The organism is Leptospira vanthielii serovar Holland str. Waz Holland = ATCC 700522, from assembly GCF_000332455.1.
Lineage (GTDB): Bacteria > Spirochaetota > Leptospiria > Leptospirales > Leptospiraceae > Leptospira_A > Leptospira_A vanthielii.
Window position 1 is genome coordinate 22,531 of record NZ_AOGY02000063.1, and the last position, 25,686, is coordinate 48,216.

Here is a 25,686-nt window from a genome sequence, read left to right on the forward strand (position 1 = left end):
AGGGATACCGGATGCTAAGACTGCTATACATTCTAATTTTTTTGGGTTTCTTTCTCATACTCCCTATAACCTCCAAACAAAACCCAAAAACAGAGTTTCCTTCCTCTTACCGTGTGACCAAAGGGGATTCCTGGTTTGGAATTGCTAAAAAATTTAAGACCTCAGCCGAAACCTTAGCCAAGTTAAATGGCCGCACCACCAAAGAAAATCTTTACGAAAGGGAATTACTACGAATTCCCAAAGGAGAGGAGAAAGTTTCCATTTCCCCGGCCTCCCTTCTTACCGAAAAACCATCCCTTCCCTTGGTGCAGAAAGAAAAGATTTTGAAAAAATTTTCCGAACTGACCTATGACCCCCACAAAGGAATTCAATTCCAACGCGGTGTCTCCTCCCTAGTCCGAGCAAGTCTTCCTGGCAAGGTGGTTCATGTGGATTATATGGATGGATATGAAAACTTTCTAATTTTAGAACATCAAAATGGACTGTATTCCGTTTATGGAAACCTGGAAAGAATCCAAGTTACAGAAGGCCAACAAGTGAAGTCAAAAGACCGGTTGGGAATTTTGGCAAAAGACAAAGGCCTTTATTTTCAAGTGAACAGACAAAAACTAAGTTTGAATCCCGAACGAATATTAGAGGCCGGAATTTAATGGCAAACTCAGTCCTCTTCCAATCAGGTTCAGTGTATCGCAATGGGAAATTAGAAACGAAAGACCTCCTCATCGACGGAGAAAAAATTTCTGCCATCGAACCAAATCTCTCACCAAGTAACGAGACATTCAAAATTTCTCTACAGGGGAAAAAACTCTATCCTGGTTTTATCAATTCCCATGACCACCTACTGGCAAGTTACCTACCAAAAGTAGGAGGAACGGAAAAACACCAATCTTGGTTGTCCTATGACAATCTCTATAAAAGTTCTGGGGTTTTTGCAGAACGCCAACAAGTGGATCCTGAAATTTTATATTATCTTGGTGGTTATAAAAATCTTTTTGCTGGAGTCACTACGGTATTTGATCATATCCCTCATCAAATACAAAATCCATTCCGGGGGATCCTACCCGTAAAACTAATTTCCGATTATACACTCGCACACTCGGTCGGAACTTATAGTTTGGGTTGGGGAGAAGGACCTGCATTAGAATACCGGATGGCGGAACATGCGGGACTTCCTTTTGTAACTCATCTAGCAGAGGGAGTCGATGACGATTCCAAACAATCCCTTCGTTTGCTTGAAAAAATGGATGCTCTTGGCGGACATTCTGTACTCGTGCACTGTTTGCCCTTTGGACAAAGAGAGGTTGAAAAAATTTTGGAGAAAGGTGCTTCTGTAGTTTGGTGCCCTACTTCCAACCTTCATATCTTCGGAAAAACAACCAATATCAAACTCTTTTTAGATATGGGAGTTAATGTATGTTTGGGGACAGATTATTCTCCGAGTGGATCTAATCATTTACTCGAAGAATTAAAAACAGCGAAGTCCATTTACTTTGGGTTGTATGGTGAAGAATTGGAAGAATCCACACTTCTTAAAATGGTCACAGAAAATCCAAGAAAGGCTTTTCGATTAGGAAATCCAGATGCACTAATGCCAGGTCTTTCTGCCGATTTACTGGTGGTAAACGATGATAAAAAAATATCAGAGATCAATGTGTCGGATCTTTCTTGGAAACATATTGATTTAGTTGTGATCGATGGGTATCCTATTTATGGGTCAATAGAATACAAGTCACTCTTTCTTCATTTCGGTTTAGAAACAGAAGAATTTTCTATTGATGGTAAAACCAAATTGGTTGCTGGTTCACCAAAAAAACTCTTGAAACAAGTTTCTGACAGTGTCGGTTATAAAAAGAGTTTGGCTTTTTTACCTAATTTTTGAAAATGAAGCGCAAGCGAGGCATGAGTTGTCAGGTCCCATAGTTCGTAATTACAAAGGAGGTTCCATCGTCTACTTCGAGAAAGACAAGGCGGAGGATATCTTTGTACTACAAAAAGGTCGTGTTGTACTAACTTACACGAATATCAACGGTGTGGAGCTGAAAGAGGATGTAAAACTCGGTGAGTTTTTCGGAGTTAAGAGTGCCATCGGCCGTTACCCCAGAGAAGAAACGGCACAAGTCATTGGAGCCGCTACAGTTCTCGTTTTCAAAGTCCCCGAATTCGAAAAATTCGTATCGGACAAAACCCATTTAATCATCAAAATGCTAAAAGTTTTCTCAAGCCAACTTAGGCAAGTCCACCGCCAGGTTAGGGAAATCCTCGGCCAAGGCGAAGCCAAGAATCCTGCCTTCGAACTTATGAATGTCGCCGAAGTTTATTACAAAAACGGCAATTTTGATCATGCGGCTTATGCCTTTGAAAAATACCTACAACATTATCCGGACGGAATGTACGTAGACCGAGCCAAACAACTTCTGGATCTAGCTCGTAAAAAAACACCATTCCCTCTCACCATACAAGAATTAGTTTACAAACCGGAACCGGGCGCACAATCGGGCAAACTGCAAGAGATGTTAAAAACCATGGCAGTCCCAACACAAACCTCCACTTCTAGCGTAGATCCAAATTCCATCCTTTCCCATTACGACAAAGCATCAACTTTAATGAACGCAGGAAAGTATGCCGACGCCATTGACTTATTCAAAATGGTTTCAGAAAGAACAGATTCTGTGACTCAAGAAGAAGAACAGTTTGTGGAAAATTCTATGTTTTACATGGGTAAGTCTAGTTTCAAAGCAAAAGACTATCCTGGAGCCATCACACATTTTTCTAATTTTATTAAAAAATATCCCAAAGGCCTTTTACTTAAAGAAAACCTTTACCACCTAGCACTCGCTACAGAGGCATCTGGTGATAAGGAAAAATCAAAACAGTTATTCCAAAAGGTAACACAAATGCCACCTTTGGATGATAGTATCTCAGAAGATGCTAAATCCAAACTCAAAGGAGGCAAGTAGTGAACGACCAGATGTTGGAAGCTATGTTTGGAAAGTTTGGGAAGGTATTCCAACCGAACGAAGTGTTGTTTTGTGAATATGAACCAGGAAACGACTTTTACCTCATCAAAGAAGGGAAAGTCAAAATCACAAAAACCATCGGAACCAGTATTAAAACTTTAGATGTTTTAGAAGCTGGGGATATTTTAGGTGAGATGGCAATTTTAGAAGAACAACCTCGTTCTGCCACTGCCATCGCTGTGAATGAAGTGAAAGCTCTCAATTTCAACCGCGCCAACTTCGAAATGCTAATGACGAAAAACCCCGCACTAGCGATGAAACTCCTTCATATTTTTTCCTTTCGTATTTATGATCAAAAACGCCGCCTGATGATTCTCCTTATGGATGATATCATCGGAAAGGTTTGTGACGTCTTTGTGATGTTATATGAAAAACAGTATAACAATGATGTTTATAATGAAATTATCCTTTCTGCGACTGTAGATGATATTGCCAATTGGTGCGCCCAACCTGTGGGAGAAGTGCAAAAGGTGCTGATGCAGTATGTAAAAACAGGCAAACTAGATCTCTATCCGGATAAAATTGTTATTCACAATATCTCCGATTTCCAAAGGATAGTGAATCAGAAACGTAAACCTACGTAAAAAAGCTCCCATAGCTCAGGTGGATAGAGCACTAGTTTCCTAAACTGGGGACACAGGTTCGAATCCTGTTGGGGGCATAAGATATGGCGGAAGAACCCGGAACTCTACTTTATTATTTAAAGCGGTCTACAGAATTTCTGGAAAAAAAGGAAATTCCAAACCCACGTGTGGATGCAGAATGGATCCTCTCTGACCTATTAAACCTTCCCCGAATCAAACTCTACTCGCAATTTGAAATGCCTCTCGGCCAAAAAGAAATTGATCTCTATAGGTTGAGAATTCTCGAACGAAGTAAACGGAAACCAGTAGCCTATATCACAGGTAAAAAAGGATTTCATAAATTTGAATACTTGGTAACGGATGATGTTCTCATCCCAAGACCAGAAACAGAAGAACTTGTGGATTATCTTTGGAAAGGGAAGGAATCCTTGAGAGCGAACACCACAGATCAAATCCAAATTTGGGATTTATGTTCAGGGAGTGGATGTATTGGCCTGAGCCTTGCCCAACTTTTAGAATCAAGTGTTGTAACTCTCTCTGACCTTTCCGAAAAAGCGATTGAGGTGAGCAGACGTAACGCTGAAAAATACAATCTAACAGAAAAAACTAATTTTTTTATTTCTGATTTGGATTTGTCTCTTCCAAAAGAATTACATTTTGATTTGATCGTCTCCAATCCGCCTTACATTCCTGAATCAGAAAAACCGGACATTATGCCAGATGTTTTGGATTATGAGCCACATTTAGCTTTATTTGTATCTGATTTTAAAGATTTCCACAAACGTTTGTTAACTGCCACGAAAAACAGGCTAAAACCTAGTGGAAAGTTGATGATGGAAACTCATCCTCTGTATATGAATGATGTGGAATCAATAGCGACGGAATTGGGTTTTATTCATTCAAAGAGAATTTTAGACAGCTCAAAGAAGGAACGTTTTTTCTTTGCCGAGGTGCCTTCTCTTTCTTAAAGTTTATTTTTCTTTCTCCGCTATTTGGACAGAAGATTGGATTTTGAAAAGAAGAAGGTATAAATCCTTTTCATTCACGTCACTTAAATCCTTTCGGAATACCGCATCTGCGGAGGTTATGATGGGAAGGCCTTTCTCCCAAATTTCTTTTCCCTTTTTGGTAAAACGCAAAATATAAAATCGTTTGTCAGTGGCGGATACTTCTCGTTTCACCCAAGCTTTTTTAACCCAACCATCCACTAACCTGGATACTGTAGTTTTGTCTTTTACCAAACGATCACTCAGATCTTTCTGGCTTACAGTTTCCGATTCCGTCAAAGGAAGAAGCTGCATCCATTCTTCAAAACGCATCCCGATTCCTTTTTTAGTAAATTCATTCGCTAAAAACCGCCTCATAAGAAGCAATGTTTCACTCATATAAATTCCCAAATAAGTAGAGAGTCCTTTCACAATTCCACTTCCCTAATTTTATTTGAACCCTTCAAGTCTTTTTTAGTTGCAACAAGCAACCATATAGTTGTATTGTGCAACTATATGGAATTTTAAACTAAGGTTCCAGGGGGTTTCATCATGATTTGGACATACCAAACAATCGAACGAGAGGGCTTTGTCCTCCAAGTGGCAAAAAACGATATAGATGGGCCTCCTCTATTTTGGATCGGAAGCGCTTTGTATTATCCCAGAGTCATCCCCAAGGAAATGGCAGAACAGTATCAAATCACCATCGTAGACCAAAGAGGGTTTGCGAAGCGAACCCTCTCGCAAAAGGAAACCCGAGAAGATTATTCCTTAGAAAAATTATTAAATGATTTTGCTTTCGTCCAAACAGAATTAAAAATACCAATCTGTCCTGTTGTTGGCCATTCGGGACATGGGTATATGGCTCTTGCTTATGCGGCGAAATTTCCAAACTTGGTATCAAAACTTTGTATGATCTCCACGGGCCCAAGCCATGGAAGTCCCATGTCTGAAGCGGAAGTTTACTTCCAAAAAGAGGCATCTGACGTGCGTAAGGCGGCACATACAGAAAACCAAGTTCAGTTCCAAAAAAATATAGAAACATCACCGGAAGATTTTTTTATACACTACTGTGTGAGTTTGGAGGCCAAAGGTTTTTACCAAATTCCCTTCCCTTCTAGAGAGTTTTGGAAAGGGATTCACACAAACAAACTTGCCTTTGATTATCTTTTTGGAGAAGTGTTTCGAGACATTGATGTATCAGAATATTTCAAAGAAATATCTATACCCGTTTGGATTTGTATGGGAAAAGAGGACTTTCAGGTAGCACCTTATTACACTTGGGAACCGATCTTAAGTTGTTTTCCGAAAATCAAAATGACAGTTTTGGAAGAATGTAGCCACTTACCTTTTTTAGAAAGACCTGAAAAGTTTTTATCCCAAATGCAAATTTGGATGCGGTGAGAAAATTGGAACCTGAAAAATCGCATAGGTTAAAATGATTTTTATGAAATGCTCCTTTCTTTACAATCTGAGAATCAAAATTAAACACCCCTCACCCACCATTCCTAATCAAAAATCCATCTGGATCCGCTTCAAACTCTAGATAGTCTTTCTCAGTAACAAAAACTAACTTGGCATTTGGAAATTTAGATTTGAATTTCAAAAGCCCCTTGTTTGATTTTTTGCGACCACTCTTTACTTCGATGGCATAGAGTCTTCTACCATATTTGTAAATAAAGTCGACTTCATCATTTCCTTCTCTCCAGTAATACAATTCACCTTGTAGGCGTTGGAGTTGTGCTCCGACTACTAATTCAAAAACCCGACCTTTTTCCTCAGCTGTATACTCGTCAAGCACTGTCGAATAATACAGACAAGGTGCCATGGGAAGGATTTTCGGAGAAGAAGTTTTTGTGATCACTTTCTTTTCTGAATATTTGGAGAGAGTTTTAATCAGAAAAGCACCTTCAAATAGAGCGATATAATGTTTTACGAGTTCCACATTTCCCTTGTCTTGGATTTGTCCCAGAATTTTTGTATAGCTGATTTCCTGAGCAGGATAGGAAATCAAAATTTCAAAAGCTTGCCGAAACAAAGCAGGTGATTTGACCGTATGAAATTGAAGAATGTCTTTTTCGATAACAGTTGTAAGGATCGATTGATTGAGATAGGTTTTCCACTCATGACTGCCCTTCAAAAAATAAGAACCTGGATAACCACCAAATTTTAAATATTCCTCAAAACTCAATTTGTATCCCTTTTTGGATTCGGCATAGTTCCAATGATAAACGGGAATCAATTGGAACCTACCTGTTAGGCTCTCGGAGAGTCCTTTTTGTAAGTGTAAAGAACTTGAACCGAGTAGTATACAAACCACAGGATTTTTTTGGGCTTTTGATTCATCCCAGAGCATTTTGATCACCTCGGACCAGTTTTCACACTTTTGGATTTCGTCGATGACTAGGATTTTATGATTTGCCCTGGCAAAATTCCACTGCTCCACGATCCACTTCTCGGTGGAATGAAAAACAGTATCAGCGGAAACATAGTGATACCTTCCAGAATGACTTTCTTCCAGATACTTTAGGAGAGTGGTCGTTTTGCCAACTTGTCTTGGGCCAATGACCACTTGAATCAGATGATTGGAGTTTTTTAGATTTTTATCCAACTGCACAAGGAATGGCAAACTAATCACTGATTTCATTTTGATAGGTCAACCTATTATTTTTGATAGGTCAACCTATTATTTTTGATAGGTCAACCTATTATTTTTGATAGGTTAACCTATTATTTTTGATAGGTCGATTTTCCATTTAGCAAATGCTCCAAATAATTGCATAAAGCCCAAAAATCGAAAAAACTAAAATAAAAAGTGTATAAAAAAACCCGCCACCTTTCGGTAAGCGGGTCCTTCCAACAAATGGTTGAATCTTGAGTTTTAACCAAGCATGTCTTTTACTTCGTTTCTTTCTTCTTTCAATTCGTTGTGAGTGATATCAAATTTTTCCTTACCAAAAGCATTGATTTCAAGACCAGTAACGATCTCTACTTTTTTGCCATCTGATTTCAGTGGGTATCCAAAGATAAGGCCTTTGTCCACACCATACTCTCCATTGGAATGGCAAGCGGCGCTGAACCAGTCGCCGGCTTTTGTAGGAGTCACGATGTTATGCACTGTATCAACCACTGCATTCGCTGCAGATGCCGCAGAAGAGGCACCACGTGCTGCGATGATGGCTGCTCCCCGTTTTTGTACGGTAGAAATAAAATCACCTTTTAACCAGTCATGATCAGAGATTACATCTGTTGCTATTTTTCCTTTGATTTTTGCATTGTAAAAGTCTGGGTATTGAGTTGCCGAGTGGTTTCCCCAAATAGCAACATTGGAAACATCTTTTACAAGAACTCCTGCTTTCCCAGCCAATTGTGTTTTTGCACGGTTTTCATCGAGGCCAGTCATCGCAAACCATCTGTCAGACGGAACACCTTTTGCATTATTCATTGCAATGAGGGCATTTGTATTACAAGGGTTACCAACAACAAGAACTCTCACATCACTTGCAGCATTCTTTTCGATTGCTTTTCCTTGCGTTGTGAAAATGCCACCATTGATTTTGAGTAGATCCCCTCTTTCCATTCCCGCTTTTCTAGGAACAGAACCAACAAGAAGTGCCCAGTTGATGTCACGAAACGCCTCATCGATGTTAGAAGAGACAGATACTTTTTCCAAAAGAGGGAAAGCACAGTCGTCTAGTTCCATAATGACACCTTTAGCAGCAGGGAGGGCTTGTTCTAATTCCAATAATTGGAGTTCCACTGCAGTGTCAGGTCCAAACATTTGTCCTGAAGCGATACGAAATAGTAGTGCGTATCCGATTTGTCCGGCAGCACCAGTAACAGCAACTTTTACTTTTTTGCTCATATAATTTTCCTTTTTGATTTATAATCTATTATTGTTTTAATTCTTTTTGGATGATCTCATCAAAGTTCTCGAAAGGTAGTGCACCAGAAATGAAAATTCCATTGATAAAGAATGCTGGAGTTCCACTTACACCTACTTTTTGACCGTCGGCAATGTCGGCATCAATTTCAGATTTCAGACTAGAAGCATTTTTCATACAAGCTTGGTATTTCTCTTTGGGCATTCCAGCTTTTACAATGAGAGCGTCTACATTGGCTTTCCCTAAGTTCCCACTGTTTTCAAAAAGTGTGTTAAATACATCCCAATACTTTCCTTCAGAAATTGTGCAATTAGCAGCCATGTGAGCATACATTGCATCTTGGTGGAAAGGAAGTGGGAAATCGCGGAAAACCCAACGAATTTGGCCTTTGTATTTTTCACGGAGTTTTTGATTCACATCTTGGCTTCTTTTACAGAAAGGACATTCAAAGTCAGAGAATTCTACAATGGTGATTTTTGCGTCTTTTGGCCCAATGGAAGGATTATTTTTTTCTTCCACGGAAACTCTTACTGCTTCTGGTTCTTTGATCAAAAAATCAACAGGGTACTTTGTAACGATGTCGCGGTAAACAGTGCGGCTATGTTCTTGTTCTTGTTGGTTTTTTAAAAATCCAATAATTTTGTCTTTTGTCTCGTTTAAGGATTTCCCACCTAACTGAGCTTTATTGGACATATATACATTGATAATTTCTTCATCCGACGGTTCTCTTGGAGTGAATCCTTGGGTTAATACTTCGGATGGTTTGATGTTTTTGTCTTTGGCAATAAGTTCAAATAGTTTGTCTTGAGCAAATTCACCTAGAGTGTTTTTGATAAGTCCCTTGTATTCCGATTGGAATTTAGAGTAGGCTATGGGAGAAGTTTCTTTCACATCACTCAAGTCATATTTTTTTCCACCGATACTCACTGCATCTTGGGTAATGTATTCCCGAACAAAGGAAGGAACACTGACAATAAAGAGAAGGGCGAAAACGAGGTTAGTCGCAAGGACGATTTTGGAGATGGGGTTTTCCATCCACTTTTTAAAAATATTTTCCATCCCTGCCAGCTTCCCGGCCATAAAGCGGGCAATCAAACGGAAAAATCTGAAAAAAAATATCGATTTTCGCTAAAGCCTACCTCAAAATATCCGAAAATCTGAGGGAGGGAAAAGGATATTTTTTCTCAAGAGAGCTGATCCTGAACACGGAGGTTTGGGAAAAATGAACACAATTAACATTCAAGGAAACTCGCACGTTTCGGTCCCCCCCACGATTCCCACCCAAACTGGGAAACAATCGGAGGAAGGCAAGGAATCCCTTCCCGAAAAGTCGCAAAACCTACGACAAACAAAAAGGTAGAGGCAGAAAGAGAAACAAAGTTAAAGCCGGAAGATTTGGTATTGAAGCCAACACCTGCGTCTCTGGAAGAAAAACTAAACCAAATCATTTCACCGGAAGAAGTGAAAGACTTACTTTCTCTAGTGACCCGAACTCCCCTACCGTCCCCCAAAAGTCATAAGGTAGATACCAAAAGGTAAGTTTGTTCCTTAGCATTGCCATTCTTGATAGTTTTATCCTAGTTCTTAGCGGAGTATTGACCATTTCCGTTTTGGGACTAGGACTTGTTGTATACAACCAATTCATCCATCCTGTCATCTCTCGAAAAGAATCCGACCGGTTTATCCCCGTCCAAACGGGAGACAAATACGATCTTGTTGTTGATGAACTAAGCCGGTTTGCCACCTTCCAAATTGGCTGTAAAACCGGAAACCTGGCTACCCGATGTAATGCGATTTCGGAAGACCATCTGATCTTCCAATTCAAAAAAAGTCGAGATAGCGAAGATTATACCATTACTGTTTTAAAGAACGGACCCACTTTCTATAAACCCCCACGAATGGAACATTACGGAAAGATGGAGTCCAAAGAAAGTTTTGAATCGTATGAAATCATTGGTCATCCAGCCGAATTTCGAATCTCCGATAAAATTGCCAAAGAACGGATGGTGAACTACATCGAAGTTTCTCTCACCTCTTCCTTTTATTTCAATAGATCAGGAAAGGAACGAATGAAATTTACATTTGAAGTTGGAAAAATCCAACCAGGGATCAACAGAAAAGCGAGGTTTCGTGGAGACGTGTATGGATTTGGTAAAGAAGAAGGTGCCGAAGAAGACTAAAACGATAAACTATTTTGTTTGAATGCGAACCCCAAGTCCATCGGGTTTGACACGTTTGAAACTATACGCAATTTTTGCGGGCCCCATCACTTGAGATACCATCTTTTCCAATTCCGACTGTTTGGTTTTTACTGCCTTCCGTTCTAAAAACACAAGTAAACTTGGTCCAGAGCCAGACAAACAATAACCAATCCCTGCCTCTTTGAAAAGATCCGCTAATGGGTACAAAGGAGATGACTTTGGAATTCTGTAAGGAGTATGCATTTTGTCTTCCAAACCAACAAGCAAATCACCAAACTTACGTTTGTCTAAAAAATGCATCCAAGCACCAATGCGAGATAAATTAAAAATGACATCGGCCGTGGGGTAGGTTTTCGGAAGTGTCTTTCTTGATTCCTCTGTCGAAACATGAAACTCTGGTGTTAAAACAAAAATAGCAACCGATGATGGAAATTTTTTACGGAAATACCTCAGCTTTTCACCAAACGTAGAATAGGCGAAAACAAATCCACCCAGATAGGCCGGCAAGGTATTATCTGGATGGCCTTCAAATTCCGCTAAATATTGGGTGAAGTTTGGCTCTGTTGGCAGAGTTTCCGGATCCAATCTTTTATGTACTTCCCTTGCCAAAGAGAGGCCAGCGACTATGGCCGAAGCACTAGAACCAAGCCCCCCTTTTAAGGGTAAGGACAAACTCATTTTGCAATGGTAGGGAGGTGCCGATCTGCCTGGTAAAAATTTTTCGAAGTAGGAAAGATAGGATTGATACACCAAATCTTCTTTTGCAGAAAACGGTAACTGTTGGCCGTTTTTTAATTCTGTTTTTGATTCGGTAATTTCTTTGGAAAAAGTAAATTCAAATTCATTACGAAGATCGAGAGCAAGACCCATAAGATCAAAACCGGGCCCTAAGTTGGCAGAAGTTCCCGGCACTTGGATAAAAATCTTAGGAAGGCGAATCATCGTTTCGCCCAGGCTCTAAGACCGGTTTCCAAAATCAACCTCTCTTTCTTTTTAAGAATGGTTCCGCTGCCAGAAAGTCCACAAGAATCTCCAACAGGAATTCTCTCGTATAAAACAACGGAACCATCAGTGAGAAGTGAATTACAATTAGATATTGACCATCACTCCGACCAAAGTTTTTTCAAATCGCTCGCAATGTTCTTTTGCATGGCTTCGTTCGTTCCGCCACCAATACTAAGTAAGATGGCATCGCGATGCAAACGTTCTACAGGATATTCCCGACAGTATCCATACCCGCCTAAAACTTGGATGGCATTTCTTGAAACTCGTTCCGCCATTTGAGTGGCAACTAGTTTTGCTGATGCTGCACCCAGAGAGTTACGAACATCGGGTCCGAGCTCACTTGCCACGTGATACACAAGAGCTCTTGCGGCTTGGTAATCAGCATAAGACTCGGCAACCATCCTTTGGATTTGACCAAACTCCATCAGTTTTTTGCCAAAGGCTTCCCTGTGACGGATGGTATAATCACACATGATATCAATACAACGACGAGCAATTCCGAGTGACTGGGCCGCAAGAGTCACACGTTCAATTTCTAAATTCCGCATCATATGAGTGACAGCACCATTTTCCACACCGAGTAAATTCTCTTCTGGAACTTCCATGTCTTCAAAAACTAGTTGGGTAGTGGGTGAAGAACGCATTCCCATCTTTTCTTCTTTTTTACCGACCGAAAAACCCTTGTAAGACGACTCGATTACAAAGGAGGTCATTTTTTTTCCATTTTTTTCAAGCTTCGTATAAAGAACAAAAACCTGGCCTATCGATCCGTTGGTAATGTATTGTTTGACTCCATTGATGATATAACGATCTCCCTTTTTGACAGCATGAGTTGTCATCCCAAGAACGTCCGTTCCAGCACCAGGTTCTGTCATCCCCATCCCACCAATCCATTCACCTGTGATGACCTTACTCAAATAACGGACTCTCTGCGAAGGGTTGGAGCTATAGAAAAAATTATTCACAAAAAGTACTTCGTGGGCCAAATAAGAAAGTGTAAAACCTGGGTCAAACCTAGACATCTCTTCATGGATGATGACTGCAGCAAGTGGATCCAAACCATGCCCACCATCAGCTTCTGGTACAGTGATTCCAAAAAGCCCAAGTTCAGAACCAAGCCGTTTGAAAAGCATGGTATTGAATGTTTCCTTTTCATCGTTTTCTTTTGCTTGTTCGTCCATCTCCCTTTCCGCAAAGGATGCGACAGACTCCCTTAGTGCCAGATGGTCTTCTGTAGGATTGAATAAATCCAGTGATGATTTTTTTGTCGAAAGCGTACTCATAAAGATAATTTTTTCGTACTTTTCCTGAGCCTGTAAACGAAAAAACCTGCGACCATTACATTCCGCTAATTGAAATCGCTACAAAAACGAACCGTTTTTCATTTAAAATGCCAACCAAAAGAAAGAGTTTATTATAGATACGCTAACGAGAGTTATTTTGCGTAACAACATTGACACAACTTAAGAAAAGATAAAACAAAAACCGTATGCACCAATAGAATAACTACCTACAACTAGTGATTATCCTATGAGGAAATTCCTATGTAATAAAAAGTAATAATTAAATACAGGAATCGATTTACATATTATTCAATCTATATAAACATCACCATAACATCTGGAAAATTTTCGTCACATAAGCCGAAATAACAATGAGCACTAACGATACAAACATAGTACCAACTGATAAGCTCGCCAAATTTGAGTTAACTGAAGAGTCTTTAAATAGTTTCCGCAAAAACAAAAACATTCCTCTCGATCTTTACAATAAAGACGGGCAAATCCTCATTCATAAAAAAAGGAATCCTTCTGAAGCAGATTTCGGGAAACTACTAAAATTCGAAATGCAAGGTGTTTACTTTTTGATTTCAGAGTTGAGAAAAACCAAACCCAATGGTGCTGAAAGTGCCTATTTGGAACCAGGTCGGACTACAAAATTATTTGATCAGGAAAAAACTTCTCGTTTCGCCAAACAATCCCAGGCTCTCATTGAAGATTTACGCAAAACTTCCTTCTCTTCGGACCAAGCCGTCTTTGTTCAAAACTCAGTAAACGAACTTCTCACTGACTTCACAAGTAATCCGGACTACGAACTAGGTATCTTTAATATTTTAGAAATTCTGGGTGTAGCGGGTGTTTCTGTAGAATCGGAACTGATGACCAAACGCACAGTAGTTGCCATGGGAATGAAGGTCCGCACAAAAAAGATTGTGAATGAAGGAAAAGAAGAATCGAATAAAAAAGACCATCTCAGTCTTATGATGGCAAGTTATTTGGCAGATGTTGGGTATTCCCGACTTGATATCAAAAACAATCCCAAACTCACAAAAGAAGAATATGCGGTAGTTCAACAACACCCTATCATCAGTTATTTGATGACCTTACCTGCGCCAGAAATTGATTCTCATGTTCGCACACTTATTTTAAACCACCACAGACCTTACCGGGGCAATGGAGTGAATAACAACTTTCCAGATCCAAGATCCCTTTTTACAAAACTTATGTCTGTCCGTGATAAATACAATAAAGAGGTGGGAAAGGAAAGAATCACTCAAGATATCGAACTCCAACTCCACTTACAAGAAAACAATGTGACCTCTTCTAGTTTCGAAGAAGACATCGCTATACTTTCACTTGCTAGTGAATATGCATCCCTTACTTCCAACCAACCTTGGAGGCCCGCATTCAAATCTTCCACCGCATTAAAAATGATTTTGAATGATTCGTTTTTCTCTTATAGCAATAAAAACATCAGACATCTTCTCGACTATGTGGGAAGTTCCCTTACCAATAACGAAAACATTGTGAACTTTGGAGACTTTGTCATCACAGCCTCTGTGGATTCTGAAAAACGGGCCCATTTTGATATTTGTATTGTTCTCGATGTAGGCAGGTATCAAACACGTCCCAAACTCCAAAGAATTTGTAGCATCAACCCAGTGTTCCAAAAAGGAAACAAATTCAAAATTGCAGACTTTGATTTACACAGTATCAAAATTGATCGCAGAAAAGCCATTATGGATCTGGCCTTACAAGCGGGAACCACTCGTGTCATTTATATCATTGACCCAGAATTAAACCCGGCTCTTCACGAAGCAATTTACAAAATAAACATGGCCTCCTAATTTTCGTTTGGTGAATAGAGATGAATTTTTTGTTCTCTTCCCGATAGAGCCACAGATTCTTTTTTATCCCAACCACCAGGAGAGCCGGTCTCCAACCAAACTGCTTCTGAGATCAGAAAAGAAACACCCAAATCTTTACAAGCCGACTCAATCCGAGATGCCGTATTGACTGTATCACCAATAACAGTGTATTCCATCCTTTCTTCTGAACCAATGCTCCCACAAAACACTTCTCCTGTATGAATTCCGATTCCAATTTTAATTTCGGTCAATCCGTCTGCCATTCGTTCTTTGTTCCACTGCCCAAGCTCATCTAACATAGACTTTGCGGCAAAAACTGCATTTTTGGAATCTTCTCCTATTGTTTCCGAAGGATAGGGAGTGCCGAAGGTCGCCATCACCGCGTCCCCGATGAATTTATCTAAACTTCCCTTGTATTTAAAGATCGCTCGTACCATACGACGACGAAACTCGGTTAAAAAAATGGAGAGCTCTTCTGGATCTATGGATTCAGAAAACTGTGTGAACCCTCGAATATCACTAAAAAGAACCGTTACCTTCTGTCTTTTACCCTTGCCGATAACTTCTGGTTCGGAAACAATTTCTGAAACTAAATCCGGGGAAAAATAACGAGATAAAGTAGTTTTTTGAGATTCTGCTGCTGCAAATTTCAATAACATACGAAGGCTTCGAAAAATTGCATAAGAAACGGCAAACACCAGGACCAAATAAATGGTGGGTTTTGTGACCAGCGCATCTGCCAGAATGATTTGGTCTCCCAAAACATAACGATACCAATCTAAACCACTGACTGCCTGAGAATCCGCTACTAATGCGTATACAATGAATCCGTAATAACTAATTAAAAAACAAACAAAAGAAAAGTTCACAAGAGAAAATCGGTATTGGAACAAACTAAGAGACAAAGGAAGAAGGTAGAACACAACCAACGGAGATTTGACAAGGAAGTTGGGATTCCCTTCTCCTTTCAAAAGATACCAATTGATAATCGTGATCGTGACAAGAAGGTTATCTATGAATAAACTAATATAGTCATATTTTGTTTTCCAATACCCCTTACTATTTTTTAGAATTTGAGCATGAAGGAATGTATTAAGAAAGTAAAATCCAAGGGCCACAAAATTAATTAAAAAACCTGACAAAGAATCTGTATTACTCAAATTGGCGACTGCACTGGCAGCTAAAGCTAGTCCAATCACGTACCGAAATCGAACGGCGAATAATGCGCCCATTTGTTCTTCTTGAAACAAAAGCTCCGACATATACCGAGGGAACTGATCCCGGATACAATACACAGATCGAATGGATTGAACAATGGAGTGGAACATAGGTCAACATTCCAACATGAAAAGTTTTACTGACAAGGGAATTTTCTTTTTGCCAACCAAGAAACCTTAATGTTTTAGTGAATGATGTTCCAAAAAGGATATTTGATGCAATTTGGAAAACTAAGTTCCTTTTTGGCTTTGGATGTGCTTCTTTCCCTTTCTGCGAACCTTTCTTTTTTTTCCCTATATCTAAACGAAAAAATCCGACCTACTTTGTTTCTCTTTTATTTAAGTTCCGTTTGGGTGCTTTATCTTGCCGACCATTTATGGGATGCTAAACGTGAAATAGAACCTCTCTCCGAACGGGGGGCCTTTTACATACAATTCCGATTTATCATTGTTAGTTTACTGGCTTTTTCCACACTTGTTTCTCTATTCATCGGGATCTTTTTTGAATTGGCTTTTCTTTGGAACCACTTTCCTATTTTCATTTCCTTTGTTTTGTTTTTGGTTTTAACCGTCACAAAACGTTCTCCTATCCCCAAAGAAATTTTGGTATCAGGATTTTACACTTTGGGAGTCCTCCTCCCCTTTCCTTTGTTTGGTGGTTCAGACCCAATGGTTTGGACTTTATTTCTCCATGTATTTGCGAACGTCCTTCTCACCTACAATACAGACCGCGAGTTTGACCAATCGCAAAAAACTTTCACCCTAATCCAATATGCAAAACCAAAAACGGTAAGAACCGTTGTCCTTTGCCTTTTGGGAATTGGGACTTGTTTCCTCCTTTGGGTTACAATTTTTCAAAATCACTCGGGTGGATTTCTTATCGGGATGGGACTAACGTATCTCTGGCTCGGTATTTGTAGTTTGCAAAAAGAGAAAGGTTTCGGATTCAAGTCTCTTTGTGAACTTTCCTACCTTCCGATGTTCCTACCCCAGATCTTTTTTTTCTTCTCCCTACTTCCTTAAAAATTAGGGTGGGTTTATGTGGTTACTCATCGTACATTTGGTCGCACTTTTCCTTTTTGTCCTACTCTACTCTTTCCGATTCCAAAAATTAGTGCCAAACCCTAACCTAAACATCCTGGAACAAATCCAAGTTGCCTCTAAAGACTGGAAATCCACTCCCTATTTGGTCCTCCTCATTAGTTTTGCCCTCCTCCTCCTACTCCCTCTGACCTTGGGATTTACCTTCTTCCTCCGAACGGATGCAAACGTCGTTGTTGTCATTGTTTGGATCATTTGGGCCTACAATTGGAGTAAATACACGTTCTGGAGAGAATAATGTACTTCCCTTATGACTTCCCTCTCGTTTTCTGGTCTTAGGTAATCCACGATAACGGGGTTAAGGAATGAAAATTGTTGTTCTAGTAAAGCAGGTTCCGGACACGGAAACTAATATCAAGGTCGGTGAAAAATCGATCAACGAAGCTGGCGTAAAATGGATCATCTCTCCTTATGATGAATTTGCAATCGAAGAGGGAATCAGAATTCGTGAAAAAAGCGGTGGAGAAGTCATCGCAGTGTCCCTCGGTCCAGACCGTGCAGTCGAAGCTCTTCGTACTGCTTACGCTATGGGTGTGGACAGAGCCGTTCATGTAAAAGTGGATGACTATGTAACTTTTGATTCTACATATACTTCCGAACTTCTTGCAAATCTCATTAAAGCAGAAAACGCAGATGTGGTCATCGGTGGTCGCCAATCAATCGACACTGACAGCTCACAAGTTGTGGTGCAAATTGCAGAGAGATTGAATGTTCCTCACGTAGCTATGGCCCTCAAACTTGAGTTTGACGGAAACAAAGTAACTGCCACTCGCGAAATCGAAGGTGGAACTGAAGTTGTAGAAACTTCTGCTCCTCTAGCAGTAACTGCACAAAAAGGTTTAAATGAACCAAGATACCCAAGTTTAAAAGGTATCATGTCTGCGAAGAAAAAACCGGTAGATGTTAAAAAACCGGAAGAACTCGGAGCAACAGGATCTAAACTCGAAGTAGTATCTCTTGAACCACCTCCTCCACGTATCGCTGGTCGAAAACTGGAAGCGGCAGATGCACAAGGTTTTGCATCTCAACTTGTAAAAGCTCTTCGCGAAGAAGCGAAGGTCATCTAAGGAGACGAACATGGCTGATGTTTTAGTAGTTGGTGAATTAAAAAACGGCGAACTTAAAAAAATCTCAAAAGAACTCACTTCTGCGGCTCGCAAAATTGCGGACTCCATTGGTGGTAAAGTTCATACAGTAATCATTACTGACAACGTAGATGCGTTTGCTGGTGATCTAAAAGCGGTTGGTGCAGATACTGTCATCGGCGCAAACCTTGGTGAATTTTCTCCTGAAGGTTATGCAAATGGAATTTTTGCAATCATCCAAGAGAAAAAACCAGCAGTGGTTTTAATTCCACACTCTGCACAAGGAAAAGAATACTCAGCAAGAGTAGCGATCAAAGCAAATGCTGGTATCGTTGCTGATGCAGTGGGTCTTTCTGTTGACGGTGGCAAAGTAGTAGCAAAGAAACCGATTTACTCTGGAAAAGCGTATGCAAATTTCAAAGTAACTTCTGACATCCAAATCTTTACAGTGCGTGCAAACTCCCAAGAAGTAACTCCAAAAGACGGAGCAGGAGCTGTAGAAAAATCTGGTGCAGTAGCTGGTGAAGTAAGAACTAAGTCTTTATCTAAAGATCTTTCTGGTGGAAACAAAGTGCAACTTGCAGATGCTTCTATCATTGTATCTGGTGGACGCGGAATCAAAGGACCAGAAAACTGGCCGATCATCCAAGACCTAGCAGATACACTCGGTGCAGCACTTGGTGCTTCCCGTGCCACAGTAGATGCAGGATGGATTTCTCACTCCCACCAAGTAGGACAAACAGGTAAAACTGTCTCCCCTAACTGTTACATTGCTTGCGGTATCTCCGGAGCCATCCAACATTTAGCGGGTATGGGATCTTCTAAATACATCGTTGCCATCAACAAAGATGGAGACGCTCCTATTTTCAAAGTAGCGACTTACGGTGTGGTAGCTGACCTTTTTGAAGTAGTGCCTGCACTGACTTCTGAGTTCAAAAAAGTATTGGGTTAATTCCCAATACGAACTTTCGTCCTTTGAGGAATTTCCTTCCCAAAATTTCGATCGTTGTTCTTTTCTTTGTCCAAACGGGTTTCCTTTGGGCAGAGGAAGGAAGAGATCGTCTCAATGCCGTCATCGGCAAAATGTATTCATTAGAAAGTTTTCGTGCTTCAGTCACTATCAACGGTGGACTCACAGGAGTCGTTTCTTTCAAAAGCCCCAATCAACTCCATGTTCGTTTCAGTGATGGAAGGATTATTTCTTCTAACGGGCGGATCTTGTGGTTCTACAATCCAGACTCATCCATTGCCGGAAAACAGGATTTAAGAGGTGTTTCCGGGGGTCTCGGTGGACTTTTGTCTGGTTACGAAAATGTGTCAGTTAGTGGCAGAACTTTTCGTCTCACTTCTAATACCAAACGATATAATGAAATTATTTTGGTTGTTTCCGATAACGACCTACCTCGTGTACTCAAAATGAAACGTTCCGACGAAGAAATAACCGAAGTGGCCTTCTCAGGCATTGCTACAAATATTGGTCTCGGAACAGGCCTATTCAACTTCCAACCTCCCACAAGCTCACAGATTGTTGAGAACCCTCTCAACCAAAAGGAGTGATTGTGACTCCGGTCTCTCGTACAGAAGCACACCGCGTATTTGCCGATTTGTATCGTAAAACTCGTATACCAGAACACCAACAACTGATCGATGAGGCCATTTTAAAATCAAACGACGTTTTTATACGCATTGATCTCATCCGTAAAGTAGATGAAGACTATGAAGCCAAAAACAAACCAAAAAAAGAAGATGGGCGAGACCGCGGGCTTCCCGAAAGAGAATCACCTCGCAGAGAAAATCCAAAACCATACGCGAGTCCAACACCGGATCCAAAACCGAAACGTTCTAGTGATTTAGTTACTATCGACAGTGCCAAACAAAAACAAAACCCAGCAAAAAAAAGGGCCATCGAACAAAGACAAGGTGGTGGACTTCTTGCCGGTCTTTTTGGTGGTGGTGCGGGCAGTGTAAACAACTCCATCAGCAAATTTGGAAGGGATACCGGAACGATAGACATAGGTCTTTTTGGTCGTAACCCTACCATTTCCAATAATGTGGAAAAACTTTTTCGTGGGATGAAAGAAGATGTTCTCATTCCTACCATCCAGGCCTTACGTGTTTCAGAACAACAAGGTTGGAGGATTTGGACTCCACTAGTTTACAATATCATTAATAATTTTAATAAGTTCTATAATGCCTTCGCCTCTTTAGATGCACTCATTTTAGACAAAATTTCTGCTGACATTTTTTTAGAACGTTCCTTAAAAATGCAGATGTTTTACGTACGTTTTCTCCAAAGAAACGATGCAAACGACATCATCCTCTCAAACCTTCCAGACATTGTCAAAATGGACGACAAACTCACTCCCAAGTTGGGTAAAATAATGGAAGGGGTTGGTTACGCATTAAACCTTGAGAACACAAAACCAAAGTTATCCGAGGCCATTACGGCTTTCTACATTGTAGCAAAGAAAAAAATGTTCACTTGGCCTGAGATTGTTGCGGACTTACGAGTTCCTATCATCCAAGAACATAAATTCCAAGCAGCACGAGAAATCCAAAAAGAAGTTGAGATCACTGTTGCCAAACTTTCCGACGATATCAACTCTCGTTCCTTCAAAATGGAAGAACTGCAAAATCTTAGATCTCGTTATTTCTCCATTGATAACAAAGGAAAAATCAGTTTTGATTTTTTGAATGTTGTGGTAGACGATTTTATGGCCCACCACATGCCAGAATCGGCAAAAAGCCAAACGGTTAAAAACAGCTATAAATCACAACCACATAGACTTGTATACTTATTACTCCGTGATTTACAAACAGTATACATTAACTTAATTGAAGGTTATATTCGTCTAGGTGATAAAAACCAAAACCAAGAACTCCTCCTTGTCCAACCTGGACTTTTTCGAAATGAAATTGACCAACTCAATTCACTCGTTCGAACCATAGACAATTTTAATAAAAAATTTCCTAGTTTCCAATATAGTTTCCAGCAGTATGGAATGGACTATAGCACGGGTAATGCGGCCAATGACCAGATCGCAGGAACCATAGTTCAGGCATTACAAGAATCCTCGGAGTTTTTTGGAAGTTTTGCAGGCAAACTCAATATCATTGTGGAAAACCATTTGATGGCTAAAGTCACCGAATCCAAAGGCAAAACAAATGATAAAATAGCATCCACAAAAGAAAAAGTCATCGAAGAAGTCAAAATTGCACAAAGGTTCATTCCCCATTTTGATAAGTATGTAGTGGCTAAAGAAAGAATCAATGGAATGAAGGTAGAAGATGTTTTCATCCAATTCACCAAATATTTATATAATTATGCAGTGATCTTCAAAGATCCAACGACAACTTCAAAGCTAACTGCTCACCGCAAAATCGAACAAGAACTGATCAAATTAAATAAAGAATATGAAAGACTCACCTACTCCAGCTTTCATAAAGAAGCGGGAAGTAACACTGGAAGTTCAGAATCTTCAGAGAACCAAGAAACTTCTGAACCAATAGATCTTTCCGAAACGGAAGAAGAAACATGAGAGTCCTCACTGGCTTACAACCCTCAGGAAAACTCCACTTAGGTAACTATTTTTCTGCGATCAAAAAAATCTTGGATTACCAATCCACAGAAGACTTATTTCTTTTTATAGCAAACCTACATGCACTCACAACTTTCCGATCCAAAGAAGAATTAAAAGATTTTACTTTAGAATGTGCCATCGACTTACTCGCACTAGGTGTAAATCCGGAAAAATCTGTATTTTGGGTGCAAAGTGATGTTCCTGAAGTCACAGAACTCACTTGGTATTTATCGCAATCTATTACGGTATCGCAATTACAATTGGCTCATTCTTTTAAAGACAAAGTAGCCAAAGGATTTGTTCCAGGTGCTGGACTTTTTACTTATCCGGTACTTATGGCCAGTGACATCCTACTTTTTTCCGCAGAAAAAGTTCCTGTGGGAAAAGACCAAAAACAACATCTGGAATTTGCAAGGAACATAGCCGAAAAATTCAACACACAATTTGGACCGGCTCTGACAATCCCAGAACCCGATATCGATGAAAACACGGCTACCGTTCCCGGTGTGGATGGTGCAAAGATGTCCAAATCTTACAAAAACACAATCGACTTCTTTGGAACTGAAAAAGAGATCAAAAAGAAAGTGATGTCTATCGTCAGTGATTCCAAAGCAGTAGAAGAACCCAAAGACCCAGAAACATCTGTTATCTTCCAAATCCATTCTCTCTTCCTAACATCTGCAGAAAAATCCGCCCAAATGGATAAATACAAACAAGGTGGGTTCGGATACGGAGATCTAAAAAAAGATCTTTTGGATTCCATTTTAGGTCATTTTGCACCCTACAGGAACAAACGAGAAGAACTCTCACAAAACTTGGATTATGTGCACCAAGTCCTAAAAGAAGGGAAAGAAAAAGCGAAAACAGTCGCACAAAAGAAAATAGAGGATGTGAGAAAAACCTTAGGCATCTATCCTTTCTAATTTCTAAAGAACCAAAGTTCACCATTTTCCACCTATTCCAGTATGAAACAGGAGATCTATCTTCTTCCCAGGGCCGATTTTAGTTGGTTTTGTTTGGGAATTTGTGGGACGGCCTTTCTTTTAAAACTGGGAATGAAAGTTCCCGGATTTCATTCGACACTCATCCTTTTTTCTCTCTTACTTCTCGTTCTTTATACCTTCCTCCCACCGTTCCTCACGCGTAACATCGATAGAAGGGTTTATCTTTTTTTATTGGCATCGATTCTATTTTTATTATTTGCCAACATCCATTCAGGCCCTCGTGTAAAAACCATCCATCCCCTCTTTCGTACTTATTTAGAAACCCAACTTAAAAAATCTCCCCTCACCAAATTTGAATCAAGGATAGTGATGGGTTTTGTCACGGGATCCACAAAGGAAATTCCTGGAAGTTTCAAAGATATTGCAAAAGAATCAGGGATTCTTCATTTGTTTGCGGCCTCCGGTCTCCATTTAGGAATTTTTATTGGTTCCTTACAATTTTTGGGAAACCTTTGTTTTCGAAAAAAGAAATGGATTTCCATCATCCTTTCGTTAGGTGTTGGTTTTCTCTATTTGTCGGCATTGGACTTTCCCGTATCTTTTTTACGGGCTTACCTCTTTGTTTTTTTATCCCTTACGGCTTCATTGTTTTATAGAAAGATTGGGCCGGCAGATTTACTTGCGATCTCAACAGCTTGCATTGCATTTTTTCTTTTTTATGATTTTTTGAGCATTGGATTTTTATTATCCTTTGGAGCTGTGTTTGGAATTTTTTTTCTAAAACCAAGTTTTGACCAAATCCTTCTTCCCAAATCCAAATCCATTTTCAAAGAGAATCTTCACTTAACACTTGCTTGTTCTCTTAGCACTCTTCCTGTTTTAGTCTATTACTTCCGATCTTTTTCTTTTGGAGGGATTTGGATCAATTTTCTTTTGGTTCCTATGGCGGGGATTCTTCTTCCCACACTCTATCTTAGTTTTTTTCTGCAGTCTTTGGTTCCTGAGTTTTTTGTAGATTTACTTTCATCCTGGATTTGGGTTCCTGCTTCTTTCGAATTGTCTATCTTCTTAAAACTATTTCAAGAATTAGGAAATCTAGGCCGAGGTTATAAAACTTGGGCCACCACACCGGCAGAAATTTGTTTTGTTTCTATCCTCATTACCATTGGATTCACACTTTATCCAAAACTTCGTTTCTTAAAACATCCCTTAATCAAAACGCCTCTCTACCTTCTACCCACTTTCTTTTTGATTGTTTCTTATTTTTTCCCGACGACAAACTTTCCGATACTTCTAACCAAACTCCGAAAGGGAAATCTTTCCATTTTACACGGCGAACATCTCTATATTTTTGGAACTTGTTATTCCAAAGGATTAACAGAACCCACACCAGGCCTTCCACCCCCAAAAATCATTTCCTTTGAATCTGAATCTTGTCTCCGTGGAATTCTATCCTCAATGAACAAACATAAAATAACAGACGTTTACTGGCATGGGACAGAGAAATCCCTAGAGTGGATTTCGAAATTCCAACTCCCAATAAAACCAAAGGAAACGGAGATCCTTGGGGCTGGAATGAATCCCTTATTTTCCATTATCCGGTTTGATGGGAATCCGAAGGAGGTGGGACGGTTTTTAAAACAAACAAAACAAGCAGATAAGTCCAGTGCCAACCCCAAATGGAAGGGAGTCCTTCTTTTGGACTTTCCTCCTTGGAAAAAAAAGGAAGCGAAAGAATGGATCCAATACCAAAAACTACTTGGGATTTCTACTGCCTGGAAAATGATACTCGTTGAGGAAACTTTTGAAATCCCCTTACGCGACCATCTCCAACATACAAACCTTCTTTGAATCCAAAGGGATCCGAGCTCAGAAGAAATTTGGCCAAAACTTCCTCATCGACCAAAACATAGTCAATTTCATAGTCAATTCCACCGAACCTCTGCTACATGATGAAGCAACTGTTCTTGCAGAAATTGGAATTGGGCTCGGGACTTTAACTTACCCCGTCCTAGGCCTAGATAAAAAAACCTATCTTTTCGAAATCGACAACGCTTACATCCAATTAACCAAAGAAGAAATTTTACCAAAGTTTCCGAAGGCAGTCCTCTTTGAAGGGGATGCCTTAGACAACCTCTTCCATATCTATAACGAAAAAGTATTTGTATTTGGAAATTTACCTTACCACCTAACAACTGAAATCATTAATACCCTGGTCATCCATTGTCGCAATTTCCAGGGTGGGATTTTTATGGTGCAAAAGGAATTCGCCGAACGCCTTGTGAAAGAAACGTCTTCCTTATCTGTTTTTCTTTCAGCCTTTTGTGAAGTAAAGTATTTGAAAACCGTTCATAAGAACTGTTTTTTCCCCATTCCTAAAATCCATTCCGCCCTCATCCTACTCAGTCCCAAAAAAGAAACAAAACAGAACCAGTGGAAACTCACAAACAACCGCGAAGTGGAGCTCTGGTCGCGAATGCTTCGAACTCTTTTTTGGGGGAAACGAAAACAAATCCAAGTGAGCCTTCGCGAATCTCCCTTTTCTGAGGATCCAGACTTTCGGGAGGCTTTAGGGAAAGCTATCCAATCGGCAGGGGTTCCTCCTACGGCAAGACCGGAAGAATTGAACCGAGAACAATTTCTGACTTTGGGTCAACATTTACTTGACTATTTGTCAAAATGATGTCAAATTTACTCCGCCATGTTCGAGAATTTTACACCTCCGCCCATTGTCACCTATGCCATCCCTGTATTCTTCCTCCTAATTGGGATCGAAGTTTACATTGGTTACCGTAAAAACAAAGCCCTTTACCGGCTGAATGATTCCATTGCGGACCTAAGCACAGGAATCGTTTCCCAAATTTGGGGACTTTTCCAAAAGGGAATCGGACTCTTTGCCTATTTCTATATTTACGAGCACTTATACGTGGCGT

Annotated in this window: 25 protein-coding genes, 1 tRNA gene and 1 pseudogene; 20 read left to right on the top strand and 7 right to left on the bottom strand. The window is 40.0% G+C overall.

The window, feature by feature from the left end; all coding sequences use genetic code 11:
* Nucleotides 1–11: 11 nt before the first annotated feature.
* The 6 genes from LEP1GSC199_RS14670 (at nt 12) to prmC (ending at nt 4,569) form a co-directional block, all read left to right on the top strand.
* Nucleotides 12–650: an LIC_10271 family cell wall hydrolase gene (locus LEP1GSC199_RS14670; RefSeq protein WP_002986703.1), complete on the top strand. Its 639-nt coding sequence runs from the start codon at nt 12–14 to the stop codon at nt 648–650.
* Complete coding sequence (locus LEP1GSC199_RS14675; protein ID WP_002986738.1) at nt 650–1,879, top strand: amidohydrolase family protein; 1,230 nt, start codon at nt 650–652, stop codon at nt 1,877–1,879. Before LEP1GSC199_RS14670 ends, LEP1GSC199_RS14675 begins: the two co-directional genes overlap by 1 nt.
* A 25-nt stretch (nt 1,880–1,904) precedes the next feature.
* Entirely contained in the window at nt 1,905–2,957 is a 1,053-nt protein-coding gene (locus LEP1GSC199_RS14680) for a tetratricopeptide repeat protein (protein WP_039926982.1), read from the top strand.
* A gap of 11 nt (nt 2,958–2,968) precedes the next feature.
* Nucleotides 2,969–3,601, top strand: coding sequence for a Crp/Fnr family transcriptional regulator (locus LEP1GSC199_RS14685; protein ID WP_015681348.1), 633 nt, complete (start codon nt 2,969–2,971; stop codon nt 3,599–3,601).
* Between the two features lie 4 nt (nt 3,602–3,605).
* Nucleotides 3,606–3,678 (top strand) — tRNA-Arg (locus LEP1GSC199_RS14690).
* Between the two features lie 6 nt (nt 3,679–3,684).
* Nucleotides 3,685–4,569 (top strand): peptide chain release factor N(5)-glutamine methyltransferase, encoded by an 885-nt coding sequence (gene prmC / locus LEP1GSC199_RS14695; protein ID WP_002986744.1) that lies wholly within the window; start codon nt 3,685–3,687, stop codon nt 4,567–4,569.
* Nucleotides 4,570–4,572: 3 nt separating this feature from the next.
* Here prmC and LEP1GSC199_RS14700 read toward each other — a convergent pair whose 3' ends face one another.
* Nucleotides 4,573–5,019: a MarR family winged helix-turn-helix transcriptional regulator gene (locus LEP1GSC199_RS14700; protein WP_039926975.1), complete on the bottom strand. Its 447-nt coding sequence runs from the start codon at nt 5,017–5,019 to the stop codon at nt 4,573–4,575.
* A gap of 120 nt (nt 5,020–5,139) precedes the next feature.
* On the opposite strand from LEP1GSC199_RS14700, the gene LEP1GSC199_RS14705 reads away from it, so the two are divergent.
* Nucleotides 5,140–5,991, top strand: coding sequence for an alpha/beta fold hydrolase (locus LEP1GSC199_RS14705; protein ID WP_002986777.1), 852 nt, complete (start codon nt 5,140–5,142; stop codon nt 5,989–5,991).
* A 91-nt stretch (nt 5,992–6,082) separates the two neighbouring features.
* Here LEP1GSC199_RS14705 and LEP1GSC199_RS14710 read toward each other — a convergent pair whose 3' ends face one another.
* From LEP1GSC199_RS14710 to LEP1GSC199_RS14720, 3 genes are all read right to left on the bottom strand, one after another.
* The gene (locus LEP1GSC199_RS14710; protein ID WP_002986768.1) at nt 6,083–7,234 is read right to left on the bottom strand and encodes an ATP-binding protein; all 1,152 of its coding nucleotides are present in this window, start codon (nt 7,232–7,234) and stop codon (nt 6,083–6,085) included.
* Nucleotides 7,235–7,468: 234 nt separating this feature from the next.
* Complete coding sequence (locus LEP1GSC199_RS14715; RefSeq protein WP_002986714.1) at nt 7,469–8,452, bottom strand: malate dehydrogenase; 984 nt, start codon at nt 8,450–8,452, stop codon at nt 7,469–7,471.
* 28 nt (nt 8,453–8,480) lie between these two features.
* Complete coding sequence (locus tag LEP1GSC199_RS14720; RefSeq protein ID WP_002986734.1) at nt 8,481–9,530, bottom strand: DsbA family protein; 1,050 nt, start codon at nt 9,528–9,530, stop codon at nt 8,481–8,483.
* A 342-nt stretch (nt 9,531–9,872) separates the two neighbouring features.
* Here LEP1GSC199_RS14720 and LEP1GSC199_RS21890 point away from each other — a divergent pair, with 342 nt between their 5' ends.
* Nucleotides 9,873–10,010, top strand: coding sequence for a hypothetical protein (locus LEP1GSC199_RS21890; protein WP_002986720.1), 138 nt, complete (start codon nt 9,873–9,875; stop codon nt 10,008–10,010).
* Between the two features lie 2 nt (nt 10,011–10,012).
* A complete protein-coding gene (locus LEP1GSC199_RS14730) occupies nt 10,013–10,651 on the top strand; it encodes a hypothetical protein (protein ID WP_002986761.1) in 639 nt (212 codons plus the stop codon).
* A 9-nt stretch (nt 10,652–10,660) separates the two neighbouring features.
* Here LEP1GSC199_RS14730 and thrB read toward each other — a convergent pair whose 3' ends face one another.
* Together thrB and LEP1GSC199_RS14740 are read right to left on the bottom strand one after the other, a co-directional pair.
* Nucleotides 10,661–11,614: a homoserine kinase gene (gene thrB / locus LEP1GSC199_RS14735; protein WP_002986759.1), complete on the bottom strand. Its 954-nt coding sequence runs from the start codon at nt 11,612–11,614 to the stop codon at nt 10,661–10,663.
* A 161-nt stretch (nt 11,615–11,775) separates the two neighbouring features.
* Complete coding sequence (locus LEP1GSC199_RS14740; protein ID WP_002986723.1) at nt 11,776–12,960, bottom strand: acyl-CoA dehydrogenase family protein; 1,185 nt, start codon at nt 12,958–12,960, stop codon at nt 11,776–11,778.
* Nucleotides 12,961–13,331: 371 nt separating this feature from the next.
* On the opposite strand from LEP1GSC199_RS14740, the gene LEP1GSC199_RS14745 reads away from it, so the two are divergent.
* Nucleotides 13,332–14,804: an HD-GYP domain-containing protein gene (locus LEP1GSC199_RS14745; RefSeq protein WP_002986757.1), complete on the top strand. Its 1,473-nt coding sequence runs from the start codon at nt 13,332–13,334 to the stop codon at nt 14,802–14,804.
* Here LEP1GSC199_RS14745 and LEP1GSC199_RS14750 read toward each other — a convergent pair.
* Entirely contained in the window at nt 14,801–16,153 is a 1,353-nt protein-coding gene (locus tag LEP1GSC199_RS14750; RefSeq protein ID WP_002986745.1) for an adenylate/guanylate cyclase domain-containing protein, read from the bottom strand. The genes LEP1GSC199_RS14745 and LEP1GSC199_RS14750 overlap by 4 nt on opposite strands.
* Nucleotides 16,154–16,234: 81 nt before the next feature.
* Between LEP1GSC199_RS14750 and LEP1GSC199_RS14755 the strand changes: the two genes are divergently transcribed.
* The 10 genes and pseudogenes from LEP1GSC199_RS14755 to LEP1GSC199_RS14800 all read left to right on the top strand — a co-directional run.
* On the top strand, nt 16,235–17,065 hold the full coding sequence (locus tag LEP1GSC199_RS14755; protein WP_232420801.1) for a hypothetical protein: 831 nt from the start codon (nt 16,235–16,237) through the stop codon (nt 17,063–17,065).
* 16 nt (nt 17,066–17,081) lie between these two features.
* Nucleotides 17,082–17,381, top strand: a complete 300-nt coding sequence (locus LEP1GSC199_RS14760; RefSeq protein WP_002986773.1) for an LIC10362 family protein — start codon at nt 17,082–17,084, stop codon at nt 17,379–17,381.
* A 67-nt stretch (nt 17,382–17,448) separates the two neighbouring features.
* The gene (locus LEP1GSC199_RS14765) at nt 17,449–18,210 is read left to right on the top strand and encodes an electron transfer flavoprotein subunit beta/FixA family protein (RefSeq protein ID WP_002986791.1); all 762 of its coding nucleotides are present in this window, start codon (nt 17,449–17,451) and stop codon (nt 18,208–18,210) included.
* Between the two features lie 10 nt (nt 18,211–18,220).
* Nucleotides 18,221–19,180 (top strand): electron transfer flavoprotein subunit alpha/FixB family protein, encoded by a 960-nt coding sequence (locus LEP1GSC199_RS14770; protein ID WP_002986781.1) that lies wholly within the window; start codon nt 18,221–18,223, stop codon nt 19,178–19,180.
* A gap of 23 nt (nt 19,181–19,203) precedes the next feature.
* Nucleotides 19,204–19,785 carry a LolA family protein gene (locus LEP1GSC199_RS14775; protein ID WP_002986755.1) on the top strand — a complete coding sequence of 194 codons (582 nt, stop codon included), beginning with the start codon at nt 19,204–19,206 and terminating at the stop codon, nt 19,783–19,785.
* A 2-nt stretch (nt 19,786–19,787) separates the two neighbouring features.
* A complete protein-coding gene (locus tag LEP1GSC199_RS14780) occupies nt 19,788–21,767 on the top strand; it encodes a hypothetical protein (RefSeq protein WP_002986766.1) in 1,980 nt (659 codons plus the stop codon).
* Complete coding sequence (trpS, locus tag LEP1GSC199_RS14785; protein ID WP_002986736.1) at nt 21,764–22,732, top strand: tryptophan--tRNA ligase; 969 nt, start codon at nt 21,764–21,766, stop codon at nt 22,730–22,732. Before LEP1GSC199_RS14780 ends, trpS begins: the two co-directional genes overlap by 4 nt.
* Before the next feature lie 42 nt (nt 22,733–22,774).
* Nucleotides 22,775–24,604: a ComEC/Rec2 family competence protein gene (locus LEP1GSC199_RS14790; RefSeq protein ID WP_002986711.1), complete on the top strand. Its 1,830-nt coding sequence runs from the start codon at nt 22,775–22,777 to the stop codon at nt 24,602–24,604.
* On the top strand, nt 24,558–25,436 hold the full coding sequence (rsmA, locus tag LEP1GSC199_RS14795) for a 16S rRNA (adenine(1518)-N(6)/adenine(1519)-N(6))-dimethyltransferase RsmA (protein WP_002986730.1): 879 nt from the start codon (nt 24,558–24,560) through the stop codon (nt 25,434–25,436). Before LEP1GSC199_RS14790 ends, rsmA begins: the two co-directional genes overlap by 47 nt.
* Before the next feature lie 18 nt (nt 25,437–25,454).
* Nucleotides 25,455–25,686: pseudogene (locus tag LEP1GSC199_RS14800) on the top strand (sterol desaturase family protein); the annotation flags it as partial.

Excerpts from the sequence above, each read along its gene's own strand:
- LEP1GSC199_RS14720 (WP_002986734.1), bottom strand. The coding sequence starts at position 9,530 with ATGGAAAATATTTTTAAAAAGTGGATGGAAAACCCCATCTCCAAAATC.
- thrB (WP_002986759.1), bottom strand. The coding sequence starts at position 11,614 with ATGATTCGCCTTCCTAAGATTTTTATCCAAGTGCCGGGAACTTCTGCC.
- LEP1GSC199_RS14760 (WP_002986773.1), top strand. The coding sequence starts at position 17,082 with ATGTGGTTACTCATCGTACATTTGGTCGCACTTTTCCTTTTTGTCCTA.
- trpS (WP_002986736.1), top strand. The coding sequence starts at position 21,764 with ATGAGAGTCCTCACTGGCTTACAACCCTCAGGAAAACTCCACTTAGGT.
- LEP1GSC199_RS14710 (WP_002986768.1), bottom strand. The coding sequence starts at position 7,234 with ATGAAATCAGTGATTAGTTTGCCATTCCTTGTGCAGTTGGATAAAAAT.
- LEP1GSC199_RS14685 (WP_015681348.1), top strand. The coding sequence starts at position 2,969 with ATGTTGGAAGCTATGTTTGGAAAGTTTGGGAAGGTATTCCAACCGAAC.
- LEP1GSC199_RS14770 (WP_002986781.1), top strand. The coding sequence starts at position 18,221 with ATGGCTGATGTTTTAGTAGTTGGTGAATTAAAAAACGGCGAACTTAAA.
- prmC (WP_002986744.1), top strand. The coding sequence starts at position 3,685 with ATGGCGGAAGAACCCGGAACTCTACTTTATTATTTAAAGCGGTCTACA.
- LEP1GSC199_RS14765 (WP_002986791.1), top strand. The coding sequence starts at position 17,449 with ATGAAAATTGTTGTTCTAGTAAAGCAGGTTCCGGACACGGAAACTAAT.
- LEP1GSC199_RS14670 (WP_002986703.1), top strand. The coding sequence starts at position 12 with ATGCTAAGACTGCTATACATTCTAATTTTTTTGGGTTTCTTTCTCATA.
- LEP1GSC199_RS14745 (WP_002986757.1), top strand. The coding sequence starts at position 13,332 with ATGAGCACTAACGATACAAACATAGTACCAACTGATAAGCTCGCCAAA.
- LEP1GSC199_RS14675 (WP_002986738.1), top strand. The coding sequence starts at position 650 with ATGGCAAACTCAGTCCTCTTCCAATCAGGTTCAGTGTATCGCAATGGG.
- LEP1GSC199_RS14750 (WP_002986745.1), bottom strand. The coding sequence starts at position 16,153 with ATGTTCCACTCCATTGTTCAATCCATTCGATCTGTGTATTGTATCCGG.
- LEP1GSC199_RS14790 (WP_002986711.1), top strand. The coding sequence starts at position 22,775 with ATGAAACAGGAGATCTATCTTCTTCCCAGGGCCGATTTTAGTTGGTTT.
- LEP1GSC199_RS14705 (WP_002986777.1), top strand. The coding sequence starts at position 5,140 with ATGATTTGGACATACCAAACAATCGAACGAGAGGGCTTTGTCCTCCAA.
- LEP1GSC199_RS14715 (WP_002986714.1), bottom strand. The coding sequence starts at position 8,452 with ATGAGCAAAAAAGTAAAAGTTGCTGTTACTGGTGCTGCCGGACAAATC.
- LEP1GSC199_RS14755 (WP_232420801.1), top strand. The coding sequence starts at position 16,235 with ATGATGTTCCAAAAAGGATATTTGATGCAATTTGGAAAACTAAGTTCC.
- LEP1GSC199_RS14740 (WP_002986723.1), bottom strand. The coding sequence starts at position 12,960 with ATGAGTACGCTTTCGACAAAAAAATCATCACTGGATTTATTCAATCCT.